Origin of the sequence: Helicobacter anatolicus, from assembly GCF_021300615.1 — a bacterium.
GTDB classification, from domain to species: Bacteria; Campylobacterota; Campylobacteria; order Campylobacterales; family Helicobacteraceae; genus Helicobacter_H; species Helicobacter_H anatolicus.
This window is the reverse complement of record NZ_JAJTMY010000003.1, coordinates 79,578-95,966: the sequence shown is the minus strand read 5'-3', so window position 1 is coordinate 95,966 and position 16,389 is coordinate 79,578. Positions and strand designations below refer to the sequence as shown.

The window sequence follows — 16,389 nt, the reverse complement described above, 5'->3', positions numbered from 1 at the left end:
TCTTAAACTTTGTGTAAAAATAAGCAAAAAGCTATGCTAAAGAAAATAATTTTTTGATGATATAAGAGAATATATATCATTACTTTGGTATAATTTAATATTTTTGGGATAAAGCTTAAGGAGTAAAATGAAAGAATTATTTGATGGCGCAATAAAGTTCCAAGAAGATGATTTTGAGCAATACAAGGAACTATATCAAAGTCTTGAAAAGCACCAAGAACCTCATACGCTTTTTTTGACTTGTGTAGATTCAAGAGTGGTGCCAAACTTAATTACAAATTCATTACCTGGGGATTTGTTTGTGATACGCAATATGGGAAATATTGTCCCTCCTTATAAGCAGGATTCTAATTTTAGAGATGGATATTTAGCAACAACTTCTGCAATTGAATATGCATTAAGTATTTTAAATATCAAAAATATTATTATTTGTGGTCATAGTGATTGCGGGGCTTGTGGTGCGGTTTATGAAGAAGAAGAGGTTTTAAATCAAGCACCTTATGTTAAAAAATGGATTGAATTGCTTGAACCGGTAAAACAAAAGGTAAATAACTTAAAGCCGAAAAGTAAAATAAAGCAAAGATGGCTTACTGAGCAAATTAATATTGAGCAACAATTAGAGAATCTTATGACTTATCCATTCGTGGAAGAGCGTTTTGATCGTGGAGAGTTGCGAATTTATGGGTGGTATTATATAATTTCGACAGGACAAATTTATAATTACAATATGATTACTAGAGAATTTAAACTTATTAATAAGGAAAAAAAATGAATAGAATGATTGTGTTGAGCGGTCCTTGTGTTATTGAAAGTAAAGAGCAATTAAGTCGCATTGCAGAATCTTTGAAGACCATTGCAGAGGATAAAAGAATAGACTTTTATTTTAAAGCAAGTTTTGATAAGGCAAATCGCACAAGTTTAGAGGGGTTTAGGGGGCCTGGTTTAGAAGAAGGGCTTTTAATGCTTGATAATATTAAAAAGGAATTTGGTTATAAAATTATTACCGATATTCATGAAAGCTATCAAGCAAAAGCAATTGCAGAAGTGGCTGATGTGATTCAGATTCCTGCTTTTTTGTGTCGTCAGACAGATTTGATTGTTGAGGTTGCAAAAACTAAAAGCATTATTAATATTAAAAAAGGGCAGTTTATGAATCCAAAAGATATGCAATATAGTGTTTTAAAGGCAATTAAGACACGTGGGGGAAAAGAAGCAAAATATGAAGAAAGTAAAAAGCTTGGTATATGGTTAACAGAGCGTGGAAGTACTTTTGGATACGGAAATCTGGTTGTAGATATGCGATCTTTGGTGATTATGAGAGAATTTGCACCTGTAATTTTTGATGCGACACATAGTGTGCAAATGCCAGGGGGTGCAGGAGGTAAGAGTGGGGGAGATTCTAGTTTTGTGCCTTATTTAGCTAGAGCAGCAGCTAGTGTTGGGATTGATGGGCTTTTTGCAGAAACGCATTTTGATCCTAGCATTGCATTGAGCGATGGGCCAAACATGGTAAAAACTGACAATATGCCAGCATTGGTTGAGAGTTTATTGAAGATTAAGGAGTGTGTAGCGTGAATATTTTAGAAGGAAAAATTGCATTAAGTGGGGAAGAGCGAGTGGCAATTATTGTTAGTCGTTTTAATCATATTATCACAGATCGTTTAGTAGAAGGTGCAAGGGATAGTTTTGTTAGACATGGTGGCAATGAAGAGAAACTAGATGTGATATTTGTGCCAGGAGCATATGAGATTCCCTTTGTTTTAGATAGGGTTTTGGCTAGTGGTAAATATGATGCTGTTTGTACTTTAGGTGCGATTATAAGGGGAAGTACTCCGCATTTTGATTATGTGAGTGCTGAGGCTACAAAAGGAATTGCTAATACAACATTAAAATATGATATTCCTGTGACATTTGGTGTTTTGACTACAGAAAATATTGAGCAAGCAATTGAGCGCGCAGGAAGTAAGGTGGGTAATAAAGGATTTGAGGCAATGAGTGGACTCATTGAGCTTATTAATCTTTATAGAAAGTTTTAAGATGGCGACAAGATCGCAAGCAAGAGAAGCGGTTATTGGGCTTTTGTATGCCTATGATAGCGGGAATTATGAAATTAGGAAAATGGCAGTGGAAATTTTAGAAGAAAAAAAGATTCGCAATAAGCAGCAAGTGTTTGCATTAGAATTATTTGATGGTATTGTTACTAGACTTGAAGATCTGGATACACAGATTGCCAAATACCTTAAAGATTGGGATTTTAGAAAACTCGGTGGTATGGAGCGTGCAATCTTGCGATTGGGGGCTTATGAGATTTTGTATAGTCAAACAGATAAGCCTGTGGTGATTAATGAGGCAGTAGAACTTGCAAAAAGTTATGGTGAAGAAATGGCACCAAAACTTATCAATGGAATCTTAGATTCTTTGGGAAGATAAGATGTTGAGAATAATTTTTCCTCTCTTTCTATTTTTTGCTTTTTTGCGTGCAGATAGTTTTGCGATGGCTTTAGAAAATTTGATTTTTTTAAATCATCAAATTGCAGTGATGCAAAAAGTCAAAGCTACTGAGGATATTGCTTTATTAGAAGAGCAAAAAAATTATGAGTTCAAAAAACTGACACTTGAGCTTTTGAAATCCAGGGCAAGCACAGAGGTGTTTGATAAGATTTTGCAAGAACAGAAAATAATTTTACAAAATATGCAAAAAGATATGAAGCAAAATGTAACAAATGATAAAGCCAAGGAACTTGCAATACAACGGCTGGATTATGCCTTATCACATCTAAATGAAATTATGCAAAATTTTGCAGAGGGTTTAAAAAAAATAGGGATTCTTTCACAAGAAAATGATGTGAATATTTTGGCAAGTAAGGCGGCTGCAGAGCTTGCTAAACAACCTTATTTTAAAGATTTGCAAAACGGTTATCTGCATGTACAAATTCAAAAATATCAAGAAATTTTACAAACCTATAAAGAGATAGTTCGGTATTTTGCAGAACATCCAAGAGCTTTACTTCCACAAAATGCGTTGATTAATCTTGGAGTGGGGTGGATTTTACAAAAAATTGCGGTTTTTATTCCTTTTGATGGATTTTCTTTGGAGTTTGCAAAAGTCCTACTTTCTTTGATGGCGTTGGTGGTATTATTGACATGTAGAAAGATATTGGCAAGACTAATTTTTTTTATTATTAATTTTTTTACTCATCTTTCTAGTAAAAATCATAATTTGCGTAATAAGATTTGTAAAGATATTACCACTCCGATTACTTATGCCTTGCTCTTGATTAGCTTTGATATTGCAGTGAGTATTTTGTATTATCCTAATACTTCGCCACAAAAAATTGAAGTTTGGTTTGGGCTTTCTTATATTGGGATCGGAGTGTGGTTTTTTATTGTTTTATTGCAGTCTTATGGCGTGGGAATTATGGGGAGTATCCTACAGAAAAAAGATGGTTTTAGAAGAGAAATAATCAATTTGATTTTAAAAGTAAGTTATTTCTTTGTTGTAGTGATTGGAGTTCTGATTGCATTGAAATATTTAGGATTTAATATTTCTGCAATTTTGGCATCATTGGGGATTGGAGGACTTGCAGTAGCTTTGGCATTAAAAGATATGCTGGCAAATTTCTTTGCTTCTATTATGCTTTTGTTTGAAAATTCTTTTTCACAAGGTGATTGGATTATATGTGAAAATATTGAAGGAAGTGTGGTAGAAATGGGGCTTAGACGTACGAGTATTAGGACATTCGATAATGCACTTGTGCTTGTGCCAAATTCTACATTAGCAAATGCCGCAATTGTAAATTGGAATCGTAGAAAAATAGGACGCAGAATTAAAATGTCTGTTGGTGTGAGTTATAATTCTTCAATGGAAGATATTAAAAAATGTATCAAAGAAATTAGAGAAATGTTGATGTCACATTCAGGGATTGCAAAATCTATCAAGGCTGATGTTAATATGGAAAAATATGAACTCTCTTTGAAGCAAAATATTGTTTCTATGGAAGATTTATTGGGATATAAAGATAATTTATTTGTTGTTTTGGATACTTTTGAAGATAGCTCAATTAATATTTTGGTGTATTGTTTTTCAAAGAGTGTAGTTTGGGGTGAATTTTTGAATATCAAGGAAGATGTGATGTTTAAAATCATGGAAATTGTAAAAAACAATAACCTTAGCTTTGCTTTTCCTTCTCAAAGTGTTTATGTAGAATCCTTGCCTGTAGCAACAAAAGATCTATAGGATTCTATGATAGAATTTTGATTTTTGAACAAAGGTGTTTAAATGCTATATTATTTGTATTCTGAATTTGGAATCAATGTATTTCGCTATATTACTTTTAGGGCAGGGATTAGCTTTTTTTTAGCATTTTTTTTATGTGTGGTTTTAATGCCTTATTTTATGGCATGGGCAAAGAAATCTAATGCTAGCCAGCCAATTTCTAAATTTGTTCCAGCACATCAATCCAAGCATAATACTCCGACAATGGGTGGAATTGTGTTTGTGTTTAGTGCTATTGTTGCATCTTTAGTTAGTGCACAATTTACAAATAGTTTTGTGTTTTTGGGGCTAATTGTTTTGTTGGGATTTTGTTTGATTGGGGCAAGAGATGATTATGTAAAAATTTCTGCAAAAAATAATGCAGGAATGAATCCTAGAAGTAAAATGTTTTTTTTATTTTCTTTGTCGTTGCTTGTGTCTTTTTATCTGAGTTATGTAATTAATTTTGATTCAAGTTTGTATGTACCTTTTATGAAAAAACCACTTTTTTATATGGGGGATTTTCCTTTAGTAAGCACTTGCTTTTGGATTTTAGTCTTTTTGGCGACAACAAATGCGGTAAATATCACAGATGGTCTAGATGGGCTTGCTACAGTGCCTAGTATTTGTGCGTTAATTTCGTTGTCAATTTTCGTGTATATTGCGGGGAATTATGAGTTGGCAAAATATCTTTTGTGGCCTAGAATTACAGATGCTGGAGAATTATTTGTTGTTTCTGTGGCTTTTATTGGGGCGCTTTTTGGATTCTTGTGGTATAACTGTCATCCTGCACAAGTTTTTATGGGGGATAGTGGGAGTTTAGCAACAGGTGGATTTATTGCGTACATGGCGATTGTTTCTAATAATGAAATATTGTTGATTTTGATTGGATCTATTTTTGTTATTGAAACTTTGTCTGTAATTTTACAAATTGGAAGTTATAAAACGCGGAATAAAAAAATATTCTTGATGGCACCTATTCATCATCATTTTGAAAAAAAAGGTTGGGCGGAAAATAAGATTATTGTGCGTTTTTGGATTATTGCTATTCTGAGTAATATTATTGCATTGATGAGTTTAAAAATTCGATGAAAAAAGTTTCTCTTCTTGGTTATGGTACTACAACAGAGGCAATTGCAGAATTTTTGAATCAAAATGGTGTGGATTGCGATATTTTTGATGATTATTGCAAGGAAGTGAAACAGGAAAATAAAAAAACTTTTTATCCTTCAAGATTTTTTGAAACAAAAGATTCTGTAATAGAAATTACAAGTCCAGGGATTCCGCCTTCTCACCCTATGATTAGAAAGGCAAAGAATCTTTATAGTGAATATGATTTTTTCTTTGATTATTTTAAGGATAAAAGCATTTGGATTAGCGGAACAAATGGCAAAACTACTACCACGCAAATGTTAGAATTTTTATTACAAAAAGTGGGAGGGAAAAGTGGGGGGAATATTGGTTATCCTCTAGCAAAATTAGCACAAGAAAATCCAAAAATATGGATTTTAGAGACAAGCTCTTTTACTTTACATTATACAAAAAAGGCTTATCCAAAATATTATATTTTACTTCCTGTAAAAGAGGACCATATCCATTGGCATGGAGATTTTCAAGGATATATCAAAGATAAATTAAGTCCACTTTTACAGATGCAAAAAGATGGTATAGCCTTTGTTCCTGCAAACTTTCAAACATTTGAGGAGTGTAAACAATCTCTAGCAACAATTATTTATTATGAAGATGAGAATGATCTTGCAAAAAACTTTAATTTTTCTTTAAAAAAAAGTATTTTTAAACCTCCATTTTTGCTTGATGCAGTTTTGGCATTTTGTATGGCAAGATTTTTTGATAAAAATATTTCTTTAGAATCTTTAAATGCTTTTTTATTAGGTGCACATCGTTTGCAGGAATTTTTGGATTCTTTTGGGCGTTTGTGGGTAGATGATAGCAAGGGGACAAATGTAGATGCAACTTGTGAGGCAATTAAACGCTATCAAGACAGGAAAATTCATCTCATTTTGGGGGGTGATGATAAAGGAGCGAACCATAAAGAGCTTTTTACTTTAATGCAAAATAAAGATATTATTTTATATCTTATTGGCAGCAATGCAAAAAAATTAGAAAACATAGCGCAAGATTTTGGAGTTGAATCAAAAATGTGTGGAGTGATGGAAAAAGCAGTTTTGATGATAAAATCATGTTTGCAAAAAAATGAAGTCGCACTTTTAAGTCCTGCTGCAGCAAGTCTTGATCAATTTAAATCCTATAAGGAGCGAGGGGAGTTGTTTCAAAAGTTGGCGTTGGAGTAATATGAAAAAAATACTATTTTTTATAATGACAATTCTTTTTGCTTTTTGTGAAAAAATAGATTATATGAATCTGGATTTAAAATATTATCCCTATATAATGTTTTATGAAAAATTTTCTGATGAAGAAATTGCGCAGCTTATTGAAGATGTAGATAGGGGCGAGAAAAAAACAGGAGTATTTTTAGGGGTGATTACGGGTGGTTTTGATGGAGATTTAGGAGGAAGCGCGTATAAGCAATATTTTTCCTATGGATCAAATCAATCTTCTTCACCTTCCTTTTCTTATGGAATTAAATTAGGATACCAATCTTTTTTACCTTCTTTTTTGGAGCGTTTATCTTATCCTGGCATGCTTGGTACTAGAGCATATGTGCAGTATTTATCAATGTTGCCTACCACAACTTTATTTGGTAAGGAAAGAATGTCAAGCATTATGCTTGCTTGGGATTTATTGTTAGATATTCCGGTAGTAAAAAATTTTGATGCAGGGGTTATTTTTGGGGTGGCTGCTGGAAATATGGTATACCAAAATAATGCGGATTCTTCTTTTAGTTTTATGGCAAATTTTGGTATAGGAGTGTCTTTATTTGGACATAATCGCATAGATTTTGAACTTAAGATTTTTACAAATTCGATGCTAGATTGGTTTGGTGCATTTTATGGTGTAGGATATAACTATGTATTTTAGAATTTTTCTGATATGTGTGATAAATCTTTGCGTAATATTTGCTAATGAAAAGGAATATGAAAAACAAAAAGAATATTATATGTTAAAAGGTCAACTCCATGAGTTGGAAAATAAAGAGCTTGAACATTCTAATAATAGGGAAAAAGATGGGGTTTTGCTAGGTGTTGGGGTTGGAAATACATTTTTAAATTATCATTTTGGTACAATTTCTACACTTTTAAATATGCGTGTAGGGTATCAAAAATTTATTAAAAACTCTTCTGCAGGGATTCGGGCTTATATAGATGTGGATAGTGCACTATATTTGGTAGATACTACAAGAAATCTATTATGGTATGTCTTACCTAGTGCAAATGTAGATTTTTTAGGCGATATTATGCTCGATAAAAATAAAAAATATGGTTTATCTTTTTTTGCAGGTCTAGGTGTAGGGAGTTTTTTTCAAGGGATTGCAGGAAAAAATAAAAATACTCAACAATGGAGCATGTTGTTTAATATAGGGATGGGAGTGATTTTGAATGTGAAGCATCGTATTGATTTTCAAATGAAAAATACCCCATCAAGTTTTAATTTGGGTGATGAAGTAAGATTTAATAGTATGTATTTGTTGGTTTATCAATATGTATTTTAAGGAATGGTGATGCGGAGTATCTTGATAGTATTGCTTTTTGGTGTTTTATTGCAAGCACAAGAGAGTTCTAATTTTGTTGTGCTAGAACCAGAAGAAGAAAAAACCAAAAATATGTCAGTTCAAGAATTGCCATATCAAAATACAGATTTGGATCAAAAAATTTCAGGGATTAAAAAAGAGATTGAGAAATTAGGAGAAAAAGCATTATCTTTGGAAGAGATAAAAAAGCAGAGAGCTCAGATTCCAGCAAGTAAAAATGGGTTGTTTTTAGGAATTATGGCAGGGAGTGGTTTAGTTAATAATCGTTATGAGTATAATAAATACAATCAAGATAATAATGTTGAGGGTTCGCTTCCTGTGCTTGGTGCACCTAGGGATTTTAATAGTCTAATTGGAATGTTTGGTGGAAAAATTGGCTACCAGAATTTTTTTAATCGCTATTTTGGGACTAGAATCTATGGAGATGCTTTGTTGGGTTGGGGTCATGTAAAGTCAAATGGTAAAAATGTGGGGAGAAATAATTATTTGTTGGCAGCACTTGGTAAAAATGTGGGGAGAAATAATTATTTGTTGGCAGCACTGAATTTAGATATGCTTGTAGATTTTAGGGTTCATAAAAAAATAGAGCTTGGGGGGTTTGTTGGTTTTGGTTTTGGTGTAATGCTTTTTAGTGATCAGATTCAAAATGTTAATTTGGCTAATGTATCTTGGCAGAGTGGCCAAACAGAAATAACTAGAAGTTTGTATAGCAATGGCTTATGGAAGCATTTGTTACAAATTGACTATATGGTTAATTTTGGGGTTAATGTGGCAATTGATACAAAACATCGTATAGAAATTGGGGTTAAAATACCTGTTTCACAACTCCGCTTAGGACTAGAAAAACCTGGAAATGTAAGTTATACGCATACGGAAAAAACAAAAATTTCAGAAAATCAATCAAAAGTTAGTATTAGTAGTGGTAACGAAGCGATAATGTCTGGAGATATTAGCTTTTGGCGTTCAAGTTTTTTTATTATTGGTTATAATTACCTATTTTAAAGCGATTTTTGCAAAAAGGTGGGCAGATGAGATTAAAAACCCTTTTACAAGTTTTAATTTTATTTGGCATAGGATTATTTGGCTACTGGATTTATCATTCAAAAATATTTGAAACAAATCCACCAGAAGTAAAGATGATGGTTCGTATTGGCAATGAAGAAAAAGAAGTAATGCCAGGGGCAAATTTTTGGAATCCTTATAGAGATATGGTCTTATATATGAAGGATGCCAGTGGAATTAGAAGTTATAGAATCATTGCAAAAAGTGAAAATGGAAGCATTTTAATCGATAAACAAGAAGCGATTGTACAAAGACCAGAGCATTTAAAAGTTTTATTACCAAAGCCAAATGTTATGTTGAAAGAAAACGAGCATATTTTTTATGAAATTATTGTAAATGATTGGAGTAATTCTCATTTTTTTAGTGGAAATACTACAAAATTAAAATTTGATTTTGAAGTAGATACTGAAGCACCTTTGGTAAGAATGGTGGCAAGTTCTTATAAGATTTCTTATGGAGGTAGTGCACTTTTGATTTTTAAAATCGAAGATAAAAGCACAAGAGAAGTAATTGTGACAAATGGCACAGATCAGTTTAAGGCTTTTCCATTTTTGCAAAAAGGGTATTATGCAGTCTTAATTGCTTGGTCTATACGAAATAAAATTTTTAATGGCACAATTACAGCAATTGATCAGGCATTTAATACAAAAAAAGTTGCAATTCCAATTATTAAAGATCCTAATGTGCATTATCGTTTTTCTAAAATAAAAATTAGCGATCAATTTTTAAATACAAAATTAGATCATTTGATTGATGTGATTGGTGAGAGATCTCCTAGTAGTTTTAGCGAACCATTGGAAAAATTTAAATATATCAATGAGTTAATTCGCAATAAAGATGAAAATATTATATTTAGAACTACAAATGCATCAGATTATCAAGGATATTTAAAGCCAATACACTTTAATGTTTTTTTACCACTTAAAAAAGCACAAGTTGTAGGGAGTTTTGGAGATGATAGAACATATCTTTATAAAGATAAAAAGTTTTCACATTCTATGCATTTAGGACTTGATATTGCTAATTATAAAAATGCACCGATTCTTAGTACAAATGCAGGTGAAGTACTTTTTACAGGACTTCTTGGCGTGTATGGTAATACGGTTTTAATTGATCATGGTATGGGATTATCTTCTTTATATTCTCATATGTCAGAGTTTGAAGTAAAAGCAGGTGATGTGATTAATGCATACACAGAGATTGGCAAGACAGGACAAACAGGTTGGGCATTTGGGGATCATTTGCATTTAGGAATTTTGGTGCAAGGACATCCAGTACGCGTAGCAGAGTGGATGGATGCCAAATGGATTAAAAGCAATATTACAGATGTATTTTTAAAGGCACAAAATATTATTGAAGGCAAAAAATAAATTATTTAAGGACAGGAAGTGGTCAAAGTAAAACAAAAAACAATTAGAGCTTTTGAAATTGATAATACAAATTTACAAGAATGTGTAGAGTTTTTGGTAAAAAATTCTGTTTTGCTTAAAGATTATTTGATTATTTTCACATCTACACCACAAGAAGAGATACAGGCATTAACACAGGAGCTAAATCTTACTTATTTTGTGCCAAATTATTCATTTAAACAAAATAGTCATCAAGTAGAAAATGTTGCAGAAAAATCACAATTAAGAGTAATTTCCAAACCTACAAGAAGTGGTGAAGAGGTAGAGCATGATGGAGATTTGATTATCTGTGAAAATATTCATAATGGTGCTAAAATTTATGCATCTGGAAATCTTGTAATTTTTGGAAAATGTGAGGGGCGTATTGAATGTGGAGGAAAATATTTAATTTTAAAGTCGATTGTAGGAAATCCCTTGATTTTTGCAGGACAGATTTTTTCGGATTCTATGTTGAATATGATTAATGCAAATCAAGATATTTTAAAGCTTGTTGTAAGAAATGGAGATTGTATTACCATTAAGGAATTAAAATGAAACAAAAAACAATTAATAAAAAAGTAGAGCTTGTAGGTATTGGCTTACATAAAGGAGTGCCTGTAAAAATGGTTTTAGAGCCATTGGAGGCAGATAGTGGAATTATTTTTTATCGTAGTGATTTAGGGGTAAGTATCCCTATGAAACCTCAAAATGTTACTAATACTACAATGGCAACTGTATTGAGTTTGGGGGATGCAAAAATTTCTACAATTGAACATTTACTTTCAGCAATCTATGCTTATGGGATTGATAATTTAAAAATTTCTGTAGATAATGAAGAAATTCCAATTATGGATGGAAGCGCGATAGGATACTGTATGCTTTTAGATGAAGCAGGTATAAGAGTATTAGATGCAAACAAAAAGATTATGGCAATTAAAAAACCTATAGAGGTAAAAGAGGGGGATAAATTTGTGCGTATTGAGCCTAGTAATCAGACAATTTTTGATTTTTCTATTGATTTTCCTCATCCTGCTATCAAGCAACAAAAATATAAATTTATTTTCAGTAAACAAAACTATAAAGAAGAGATTGCTAGAGCACGAACTTTTGGATTTTTGCAAGAGGTAAATTATTTGCGATCTATTGGGCTTGGCTTAGGTGGCAATTTGAATAATTGTATCGTTTTAGATGAAAATGGGATTTTAAATAAAGAGGGTTTACGTTATAAAGAAGAGTTTGTGCGTCATAAAATTTTAGATGCGATAGGGGATATGGCTATTCTTGGTATGCCACTTTTAGGAAGTTATGTATCTTTTGCAGGGAGTCATAAATTAAATGCTTTATTGACGCAAAAAATTTTAGAGGAAAATGGTGCTTATGAGCTTGTAGAATCTAAAGAGCTTGAAAAATCTTTAGAATTATCACAAGAGTTTGCATAATGCAAGAAGCTTCTATTTTGCTTGTTTGTTCTTCATCTTTGGTGCAATGTGGGATTTATGTAGAAAAATCCTTGATAAAAAAATATGAAAGCAGGCAAAAAACTCTAGATGCACTTTTAGAGTTATGGATAGAGATTAAAAAACATTATCAGGTTAGGGCAATTTTTTATGCTAGAGGGCCTAATAGTTTGAGTGCATTGAAACTTTTGCATATTTTTGTGCATACTTTAAAAAATCTTACAAATCTAGAACTTTTTGCGGTAGATCATTTTTATTTTAATAAGCAACGACCTATTCGAGCTTTTGGTAGTCAGTTTTTTATAAAAAAAGATGGTGAAATTTCTTTAGAGAATCGAGAATGTGAGATTCTAAATGATTTTATGTTGCCAGAAAAATTACAGCAAGAAGATTTTAATCAAGAGTGTGTGCCATTATATATTGTTCCTCCGATTTAAGTATAATATAAAAAAAATTAAGGAATGAAATGATTATTAGTGTTCCTGCAACCAGTGCAAATCTAGGACCAGGATTTGATTCTTTGGGATTGAGTTTGGATTTTAGAAATTTTTTTCATGTGGAAAAAGCAAAGTATCAAAGTATTAAAATAGTTGGCGAGGGAGAGGGATATTTAAAAATCAAGGTTGACAATGTCTTTGTCAAAATTTTTATGCAAAACTTGGAAAAAACAAATATCGCAAAAGATAAGTATTCATTTTTTTTTAATAATAAGATTCCTATTTCTCGAGGACTTGGGAGTAGTTCTGCAGTAATTAGTGGTGCAATTGGTATGGCACAATTAATGCAAAATGGTAGTATAGATAAGCAAAAAATTCTCGATACAGCATTGGTGTATGAAAATCATCCTGATAATATTACTCCAGCAATTTTTGGAGGATTTAATGTTGCTGTTGTAGAAAAAAATCGTGTTTATCATCTTAGAGAAAATATACCTGATGACATACGCGCTGTGGTGGTCATTCCTAATCGCGCAACTTCAACAAAACATTCAAGACAAACATTACCAAAATATTATAGTAGTGTAGACACTACATATAATTTATCACATGCATCTTTAATGACAATGGCATTTGCTCAAAAAAAGTGGGATTTGTTACGAATTGCTAGCAAGGATAGAATGCATCAATATCGTAGAATGAAGCAATACCCTGTTTTATTTTCTGTGCAAAAAATAGCTTTAGATAAAGGGGCTTTGATGAGCACTCTTTCAGGCAGCGGTTCTTCATTTTTAAATATATGTTTCAAGGATGATGCTCCAAGAATTGCTAAAGCATTGCAAGATAAGTTTACAAATTTTAGGGTTTTGGATTTGGCATTTGATAACGAGGGCTTAAGAATTGAGAAAGAATAAAATTTTGGTATAATGATGAGGAATTTTAGAGATTTTGAAATAAAAAAGACCACAAGAATGTGCGTGGGTTGTCGTCAAAGATTTTTGCAAAAAGACCTTATTCGTTTAAAGATCGAAAATGATGACATCATTTTTTTTAATGGTTTTGGCAGAAGTTTTTATCTTTGTAGAATCTGCCTTGATAAAGAAAAAATTTTTCAAAGTATTCTGAAAATAAAGCACGCCCCAAAAAGTAAGGAAAAAATCCAATTTGGAATTCAGGAGATAAGAAAGACATGTCATCAAAAATAAAAATATCAGAAATCGCGAACGAAGTTGGAAAGCAACCTAAAGATGTTTTGGAATTTGTGAAAGAATTGGGTTTATCTGTTAAGGTTACCACAAGTAGTATTGAGCAAAAATTTGCAGAACTTATTGTGAGTCATTATATGGGAAAAGTGAGTCTGGATAAATTACTGCAAGAGTTGCAACCGCAGGTAAAGAAAAAGGATGAGAAAAAACCCAAAGAAGAGAAAAAGCCAAAGGTTGTGAAAGAGGCTGTAAAAAAAGTAGTAAAAAAATCCCCCGACTCTCTTGCAAAAAAACAAAATAGTCAAAGTGAAATTTTAGAAATTGTCTCTCAGGAACCTGCGCAACAATTAGCCATGCGACGTACAGGCATAAGGATTGTAAAAAGAAACAATGAAAATGAAATAGGTGAGAATAAAGTAGAAGTTAAAAAATCCCACTTTCCAAGCATGCAGGCAATGTTTGATAGTATTCAAGAAGATAAAGCTCCAGAACAAGAAAAAGTAGTAAAAAAAGTTAAGGTTAAGCAACCACCAGTTTCCCATAAACAACATGAACAAAAAATGGATTTAGAAAGAGAAATCGCAGATCACGACTATGATGAAGATGATAGCAATGAAATTATGTTATTTGATTTGCATGAACAAGATATACAAGATGAGGAAAAAGATGCACAACAAAAGCAGGCTATGGTTGATAGAATTAAGGTGCAGAAAAAAAATCCTTGGATGAGTGAGGGGGGCATCGGTAGAAGGAGTAAAAAGAAAAATAAATTTAAAGAAAGTGATAAAAAGGAAAATCAAGATAAAAAAGACATGGTTACAATTCCTGAGGAGGTGCGTGTATATGAATTTGCGGATTTGGCAGGATTAAAGCTTAATGAAGTAGTAAAAGTGCTTTTTAATCTTGGTACCATGGTGACAAAAAATGATTTTTTAGATCGCGATGCTATTGAAATTTTGTGCGAAGAATTTCAAATTAGCTATAACTTGCAAAATAATCTTGATGAATTGGAATATATTACAACAGAAGAGAGTGATGAAAAAGATCTTTCAGTCAGACCACCAGTTGTAACAATTATGGGTCATGTAGATCATGGTAAAACCTCCTTGCTTGATAAAATACGCAATAGTAGGGTAGCAAGTGGAGAATCTGGTGGTATTACACAACATATTGGTGCTTATAGTGTTGAAAAAAATGGCAATATGATTTCTTTTATCGACACTCCTGGACATGAGGCTTTTGCAGAGATGCGTAGCAGAGGAGCGCAAATTACAGATATTGCTATTATTGTAGTGGCTGCAGATGATGGGGTAAAACAACAAACAGTTGAGGCATTTAATCATGCAAAGGCAGCAGGTGTGCAAATTATTGTTGCAATGAATAAAATTGATAAAGAAAATATTAATATTGATAAATTAAAAGCAGAATGCGCAGAGCTTGGATTTACGCCAAATGATTGGGGCGGGGAATATGAGTTTATTGGTGTTTCTGCAAAAACAGGTGAAGGGATTGAAACATTGCTTGAAACGATTTTAATTCAAGCAGAAATTTTGGAGTTAAAAGCTAATGCAAATAAAAAAGCTAAGGCTGTGGTTTTAGAAGGTAGTATGGATAAGGGAAGAGGTCCTGTGGCTACAATTATTGTGCAAGATGGGACGCTTAGAGTCGGGGATTCTATTGTAGCTGATACTACTTATGGGCGTGTAAGAGCTTTGATTGATCATAGAGGGCAAAATATTAGTGAAGTTGGACCATCGGGTGTGGCAGTTGTTGTAGGGCTTGGAGATATACCTTCTGCAGGGATTATACTTGCAAGTGTGGAAAGCGATTCGGCTGCTAAGGAATATGCACAAAAAAGAAGCAATTATCACAGACAAAAAGAGCTTTCTAAAACCACAAAAGTATCTTTTGATGAGTTGGCAGAAATGGTAGCAAAAGGTAACCTTAAGTCTTTACCTGTAATTATTAAAGCGGATACACAAGGAAGTTTGGAGGCAATTAAGGCTAGCCTTATGAAATTAAATAATGATGAAGTAGAGATTAATGTGATTAATTCTGGTGTAGGGGGTATTTCAGAGAGTGATGTAGCTTTAGCAGCAGCAAGTAAAAATTGTTTGATTCTAGGCTTTAATATCCGTCCTACAGGTGTAGTCAAAACAAAAAGCAAGGAATTTGGAGTAGAGATTAAGACTTATTCTATCATTTATGGCTTGATTGATGATATGAAGGCATTGGTATCTGGTATGATGTCTCCGGTTTATGAAGAGGAGCATACAGGTCAAGCAGAGGTGCGTGAAACTTTTAGTATTGCTAAGGTAGGAACTATTGCTGGTTGTATGGTGGTAGATGGTGTGATACAGCGTGGAATTAAGATTCGATTAATTCGTAATGGTGTAGTGATACATGATGGTGTGATTGCTTCATTAAAGCGTTTTAAAGATGATGCAAGAGAAGTAAGCAAAGGCTATGAGTGTGGAATTATGTTAGAGAATTTTAATGATATTCAAATTGGTGATGTGTTTGAAACTTATAAGCAAATAGAAAAGGTGCAAAAAATCTAAATGAAAACAATTAAAGAACAAAGAACTGAATCTTTGTTGCTAGAGCTTTTGAGTGAGGCTTTGGTGCAGTTAAGTGATAATCGTATTAATCATTTAAGTATTACACGAGTAGTTTGTTCAAAAGGAAAATATAATGCAGAAGTTTTTGTCTTATTGGACACGCAAGAAAAAGAAGAAAAAAAGCAGCTGTTGCGACTTTTGCAAAAAGCTGAGGGGATTTTACGCGATTATGTTTTGAGTGCAAGTGGTTGGTTTAAATGTCCAAAATTTGCTTTTAAAGAAGATGATAGCTTAGTAGTCACTAATAATTTAGATAGGATTTTTGCGCAGATTAACAAGCAGTGAGGTTAAAAT

18 protein-coding genes are annotated in these 16,389 nt (G+C 32.6%); all 18 read left to right on the top strand.

The genetic code is table 11. From position 1 onward, the window contains the following. Positions 1-127 precede the first annotated feature (127 nt). The 18 genes from LW133_RS04785 to rbfA are packed head-to-tail and all read left to right on the top strand — an operon-like array spanning position 128 to position 16,380. The gene (locus LW133_RS04785; protein ID WP_233077095.1) at positions 128-772 is read left to right on the top strand and encodes a carbonic anhydrase; all 645 of its coding nucleotides are present in this window, start codon (positions 128-130) and stop codon (positions 770-772) included. A gap of 5 nt (positions 773-777) precedes the next feature. Further along, positions 778-1,575, top strand: coding sequence for a 3-deoxy-8-phosphooctulonate synthase (gene kdsA / locus LW133_RS04780; protein ID WP_408610463.1), 798 nt, complete (start codon positions 778-780; stop codon positions 1,573-1,575). Then, positions 1,572-2,036: a 6,7-dimethyl-8-ribityllumazine synthase gene (ribH, locus tag LW133_RS04775; protein WP_233077093.1), complete on the top strand. Its 465-nt coding sequence runs from the start codon at positions 1,572-1,574 to the stop codon at positions 2,034-2,036. Before kdsA ends, ribH begins: the two co-directional genes overlap by 4 nt. A 1-nt stretch (position 2,037) precedes the next feature. Further along, entirely contained in the window at positions 2,038-2,430 is a 393-nt protein-coding gene (gene nusB / locus LW133_RS04770; RefSeq protein ID WP_233077092.1) for a transcription antitermination factor NusB, read from the top strand. A gap of 1 nt (position 2,431) precedes the next feature. After that, positions 2,432-4,237 carry a mechanosensitive ion channel family protein gene (locus LW133_RS04765; protein ID WP_233077091.1) on the top strand — a complete coding sequence of 602 codons (1,806 nt, stop codon included), beginning with the start codon at positions 2,432-2,434 and terminating at the stop codon, positions 4,235-4,237. Between the two features lie 42 nt (positions 4,238-4,279). Next, positions 4,280-5,347 carry a phospho-N-acetylmuramoyl-pentapeptide-transferase gene (gene mraY / locus LW133_RS04760; protein WP_233077090.1) on the top strand — a complete coding sequence of 356 codons (1,068 nt, stop codon included), beginning with the start codon at positions 4,280-4,282 and terminating at the stop codon, positions 5,345-5,347. Beyond that, complete coding sequence (gene murD / locus LW133_RS04755) at positions 5,344-6,567, top strand: UDP-N-acetylmuramoyl-L-alanine--D-glutamate ligase (RefSeq protein ID WP_233077089.1); 1,224 nt, start codon at positions 5,344-5,346, stop codon at positions 6,565-6,567. The genes mraY and murD overlap by 4 nt, the downstream gene beginning before the upstream one ends. A 1-nt stretch (position 6,568) precedes the next feature. Next, complete coding sequence (locus LW133_RS04750; RefSeq protein WP_233077088.1) at positions 6,569-7,255, top strand: hypothetical protein; 687 nt, start codon at positions 6,569-6,571, stop codon at positions 7,253-7,255. Continuing rightward, entirely contained in the window at positions 7,245-7,886 is a 642-nt protein-coding gene (locus LW133_RS04745; RefSeq protein ID WP_233077087.1) for an outer membrane beta-barrel protein, read from the top strand. Before LW133_RS04750 ends, LW133_RS04745 begins: the two co-directional genes overlap by 11 nt. A 9-nt stretch (positions 7,887-7,895) precedes the next feature. Continuing rightward, complete coding sequence (locus tag LW133_RS04740) at positions 7,896-8,927, top strand: outer membrane beta-barrel protein (RefSeq protein WP_233077086.1); 1,032 nt, start codon at positions 7,896-7,898, stop codon at positions 8,925-8,927. Positions 8,928-8,953: 26 nt separating this feature from the next. After that, complete coding sequence (locus LW133_RS04735) at positions 8,954-10,357, top strand: M23 family metallopeptidase (protein ID WP_233077085.1); 1,404 nt, start codon at positions 8,954-8,956, stop codon at positions 10,355-10,357. Between the two features lie 18 nt (positions 10,358-10,375). Continuing rightward, the gene (locus LW133_RS04730; protein WP_233077084.1) at positions 10,376-10,930 is read left to right on the top strand and encodes a septum site-determining protein MinC; all 555 of its coding nucleotides are present in this window, start codon (positions 10,376-10,378) and stop codon (positions 10,928-10,930) included. Continuing rightward, positions 10,927-11,814 (top strand): UDP-3-O-acyl-N-acetylglucosamine deacetylase, encoded by an 888-nt coding sequence (gene lpxC, locus LW133_RS04725; RefSeq protein WP_233077083.1) that lies wholly within the window; start codon positions 10,927-10,929, stop codon positions 11,812-11,814. Before LW133_RS04730 ends, lpxC begins: the two co-directional genes overlap by 4 nt. Beyond that, complete coding sequence (locus tag LW133_RS04720; RefSeq protein ID WP_233077082.1) at positions 11,814-12,269, top strand: hypothetical protein; 456 nt, start codon at positions 11,814-11,816, stop codon at positions 12,267-12,269. The genes lpxC and LW133_RS04720 overlap by 1 nt, the downstream gene beginning before the upstream one ends. Positions 12,270-12,298: 29 nt before the next feature. Next, on the top strand, positions 12,299-13,183 hold the full coding sequence (gene thrB, locus LW133_RS04715) for a homoserine kinase (protein ID WP_233077081.1): 885 nt from the start codon (positions 12,299-12,301) through the stop codon (positions 13,181-13,183). Between the two features lie 15 nt (positions 13,184-13,198). Then, positions 13,199-13,474, top strand: coding sequence for a DUF448 domain-containing protein (locus LW133_RS04710; protein WP_233077080.1), 276 nt, complete (start codon positions 13,199-13,201; stop codon positions 13,472-13,474). Then, the gene (gene infB, locus LW133_RS04705; protein WP_233077079.1) at positions 13,459-16,035 is read left to right on the top strand and encodes a translation initiation factor IF-2; all 2,577 of its coding nucleotides are present in this window, start codon (positions 13,459-13,461) and stop codon (positions 16,033-16,035) included. The genes LW133_RS04710 and infB overlap by 16 nt, the downstream gene beginning before the upstream one ends. Continuing rightward, on the top strand, positions 16,036-16,380 hold the full coding sequence (gene rbfA / locus LW133_RS04700; protein WP_233037925.1) for a 30S ribosome-binding factor RbfA: 345 nt from the start codon (positions 16,036-16,038) through the stop codon (positions 16,378-16,380). The last annotated feature ends 9 nt before the right edge of the window (positions 16,381-16,389 follow it).

Coding starts and splice junctions, on each gene's coding strand:
- LW133_RS04720 (WP_233077082.1), top strand. CDS start 11,814: ATGCAAGAAGCTTCTATTTTGCTTGTTTGTTCTTCATCTTTGGTGCAA.
- rbfA (WP_233037925.1), top strand. CDS start 16,036: ATGAAAACAATTAAAGAACAAAGAACTGAATCTTTGTTGCTAGAGCTT.
- LW133_RS04735 (WP_233077085.1), top strand. CDS start 8,954: ATGAGATTAAAAACCCTTTTACAAGTTTTAATTTTATTTGGCATAGGA.
- LW133_RS04750 (WP_233077088.1), top strand. CDS start 6,569: ATGAAAAAAATACTATTTTTTATAATGACAATTCTTTTTGCTTTTTGT.
- LW133_RS04740 (WP_233077086.1), top strand. CDS start 7,896: ATGCGGAGTATCTTGATAGTATTGCTTTTTGGTGTTTTATTGCAAGCA.
- thrB (WP_233077081.1), top strand. CDS start 12,299: ATGATTATTAGTGTTCCTGCAACCAGTGCAAATCTAGGACCAGGATTT.
- nusB (WP_233077092.1), top strand. CDS start 2,038: ATGGCGACAAGATCGCAAGCAAGAGAAGCGGTTATTGGGCTTTTGTAT.
- mraY (WP_233077090.1), top strand. CDS start 4,280: ATGCTATATTATTTGTATTCTGAATTTGGAATCAATGTATTTCGCTAT.
- LW133_RS04710 (WP_233077080.1), top strand. CDS start 13,199: ATGAGGAATTTTAGAGATTTTGAAATAAAAAAGACCACAAGAATGTGC.
- murD (WP_233077089.1), top strand. CDS start 5,344: ATGAAAAAAGTTTCTCTTCTTGGTTATGGTACTACAACAGAGGCAATT.
- LW133_RS04765 (WP_233077091.1), top strand. CDS start 2,432: ATGTTGAGAATAATTTTTCCTCTCTTTCTATTTTTTGCTTTTTTGCGT.
- lpxC (WP_233077083.1), top strand. CDS start 10,927: ATGAAACAAAAAACAATTAATAAAAAAGTAGAGCTTGTAGGTATTGGC.
- LW133_RS04785 (WP_233077095.1), top strand. CDS start 128: ATGAAAGAATTATTTGATGGCGCAATAAAGTTCCAAGAAGATGATTTT.
- infB (WP_233077079.1), top strand. CDS start 13,459: ATGTCATCAAAAATAAAAATATCAGAAATCGCGAACGAAGTTGGAAAG.
- kdsA (WP_408610463.1), top strand. CDS start 778: ATGATTGTGTTGAGCGGTCCTTGTGTTATTGAAAGTAAAGAGCAATTA.
- LW133_RS04745 (WP_233077087.1), top strand. CDS start 7,245: ATGTATTTTAGAATTTTTCTGATATGTGTGATAAATCTTTGCGTAATA.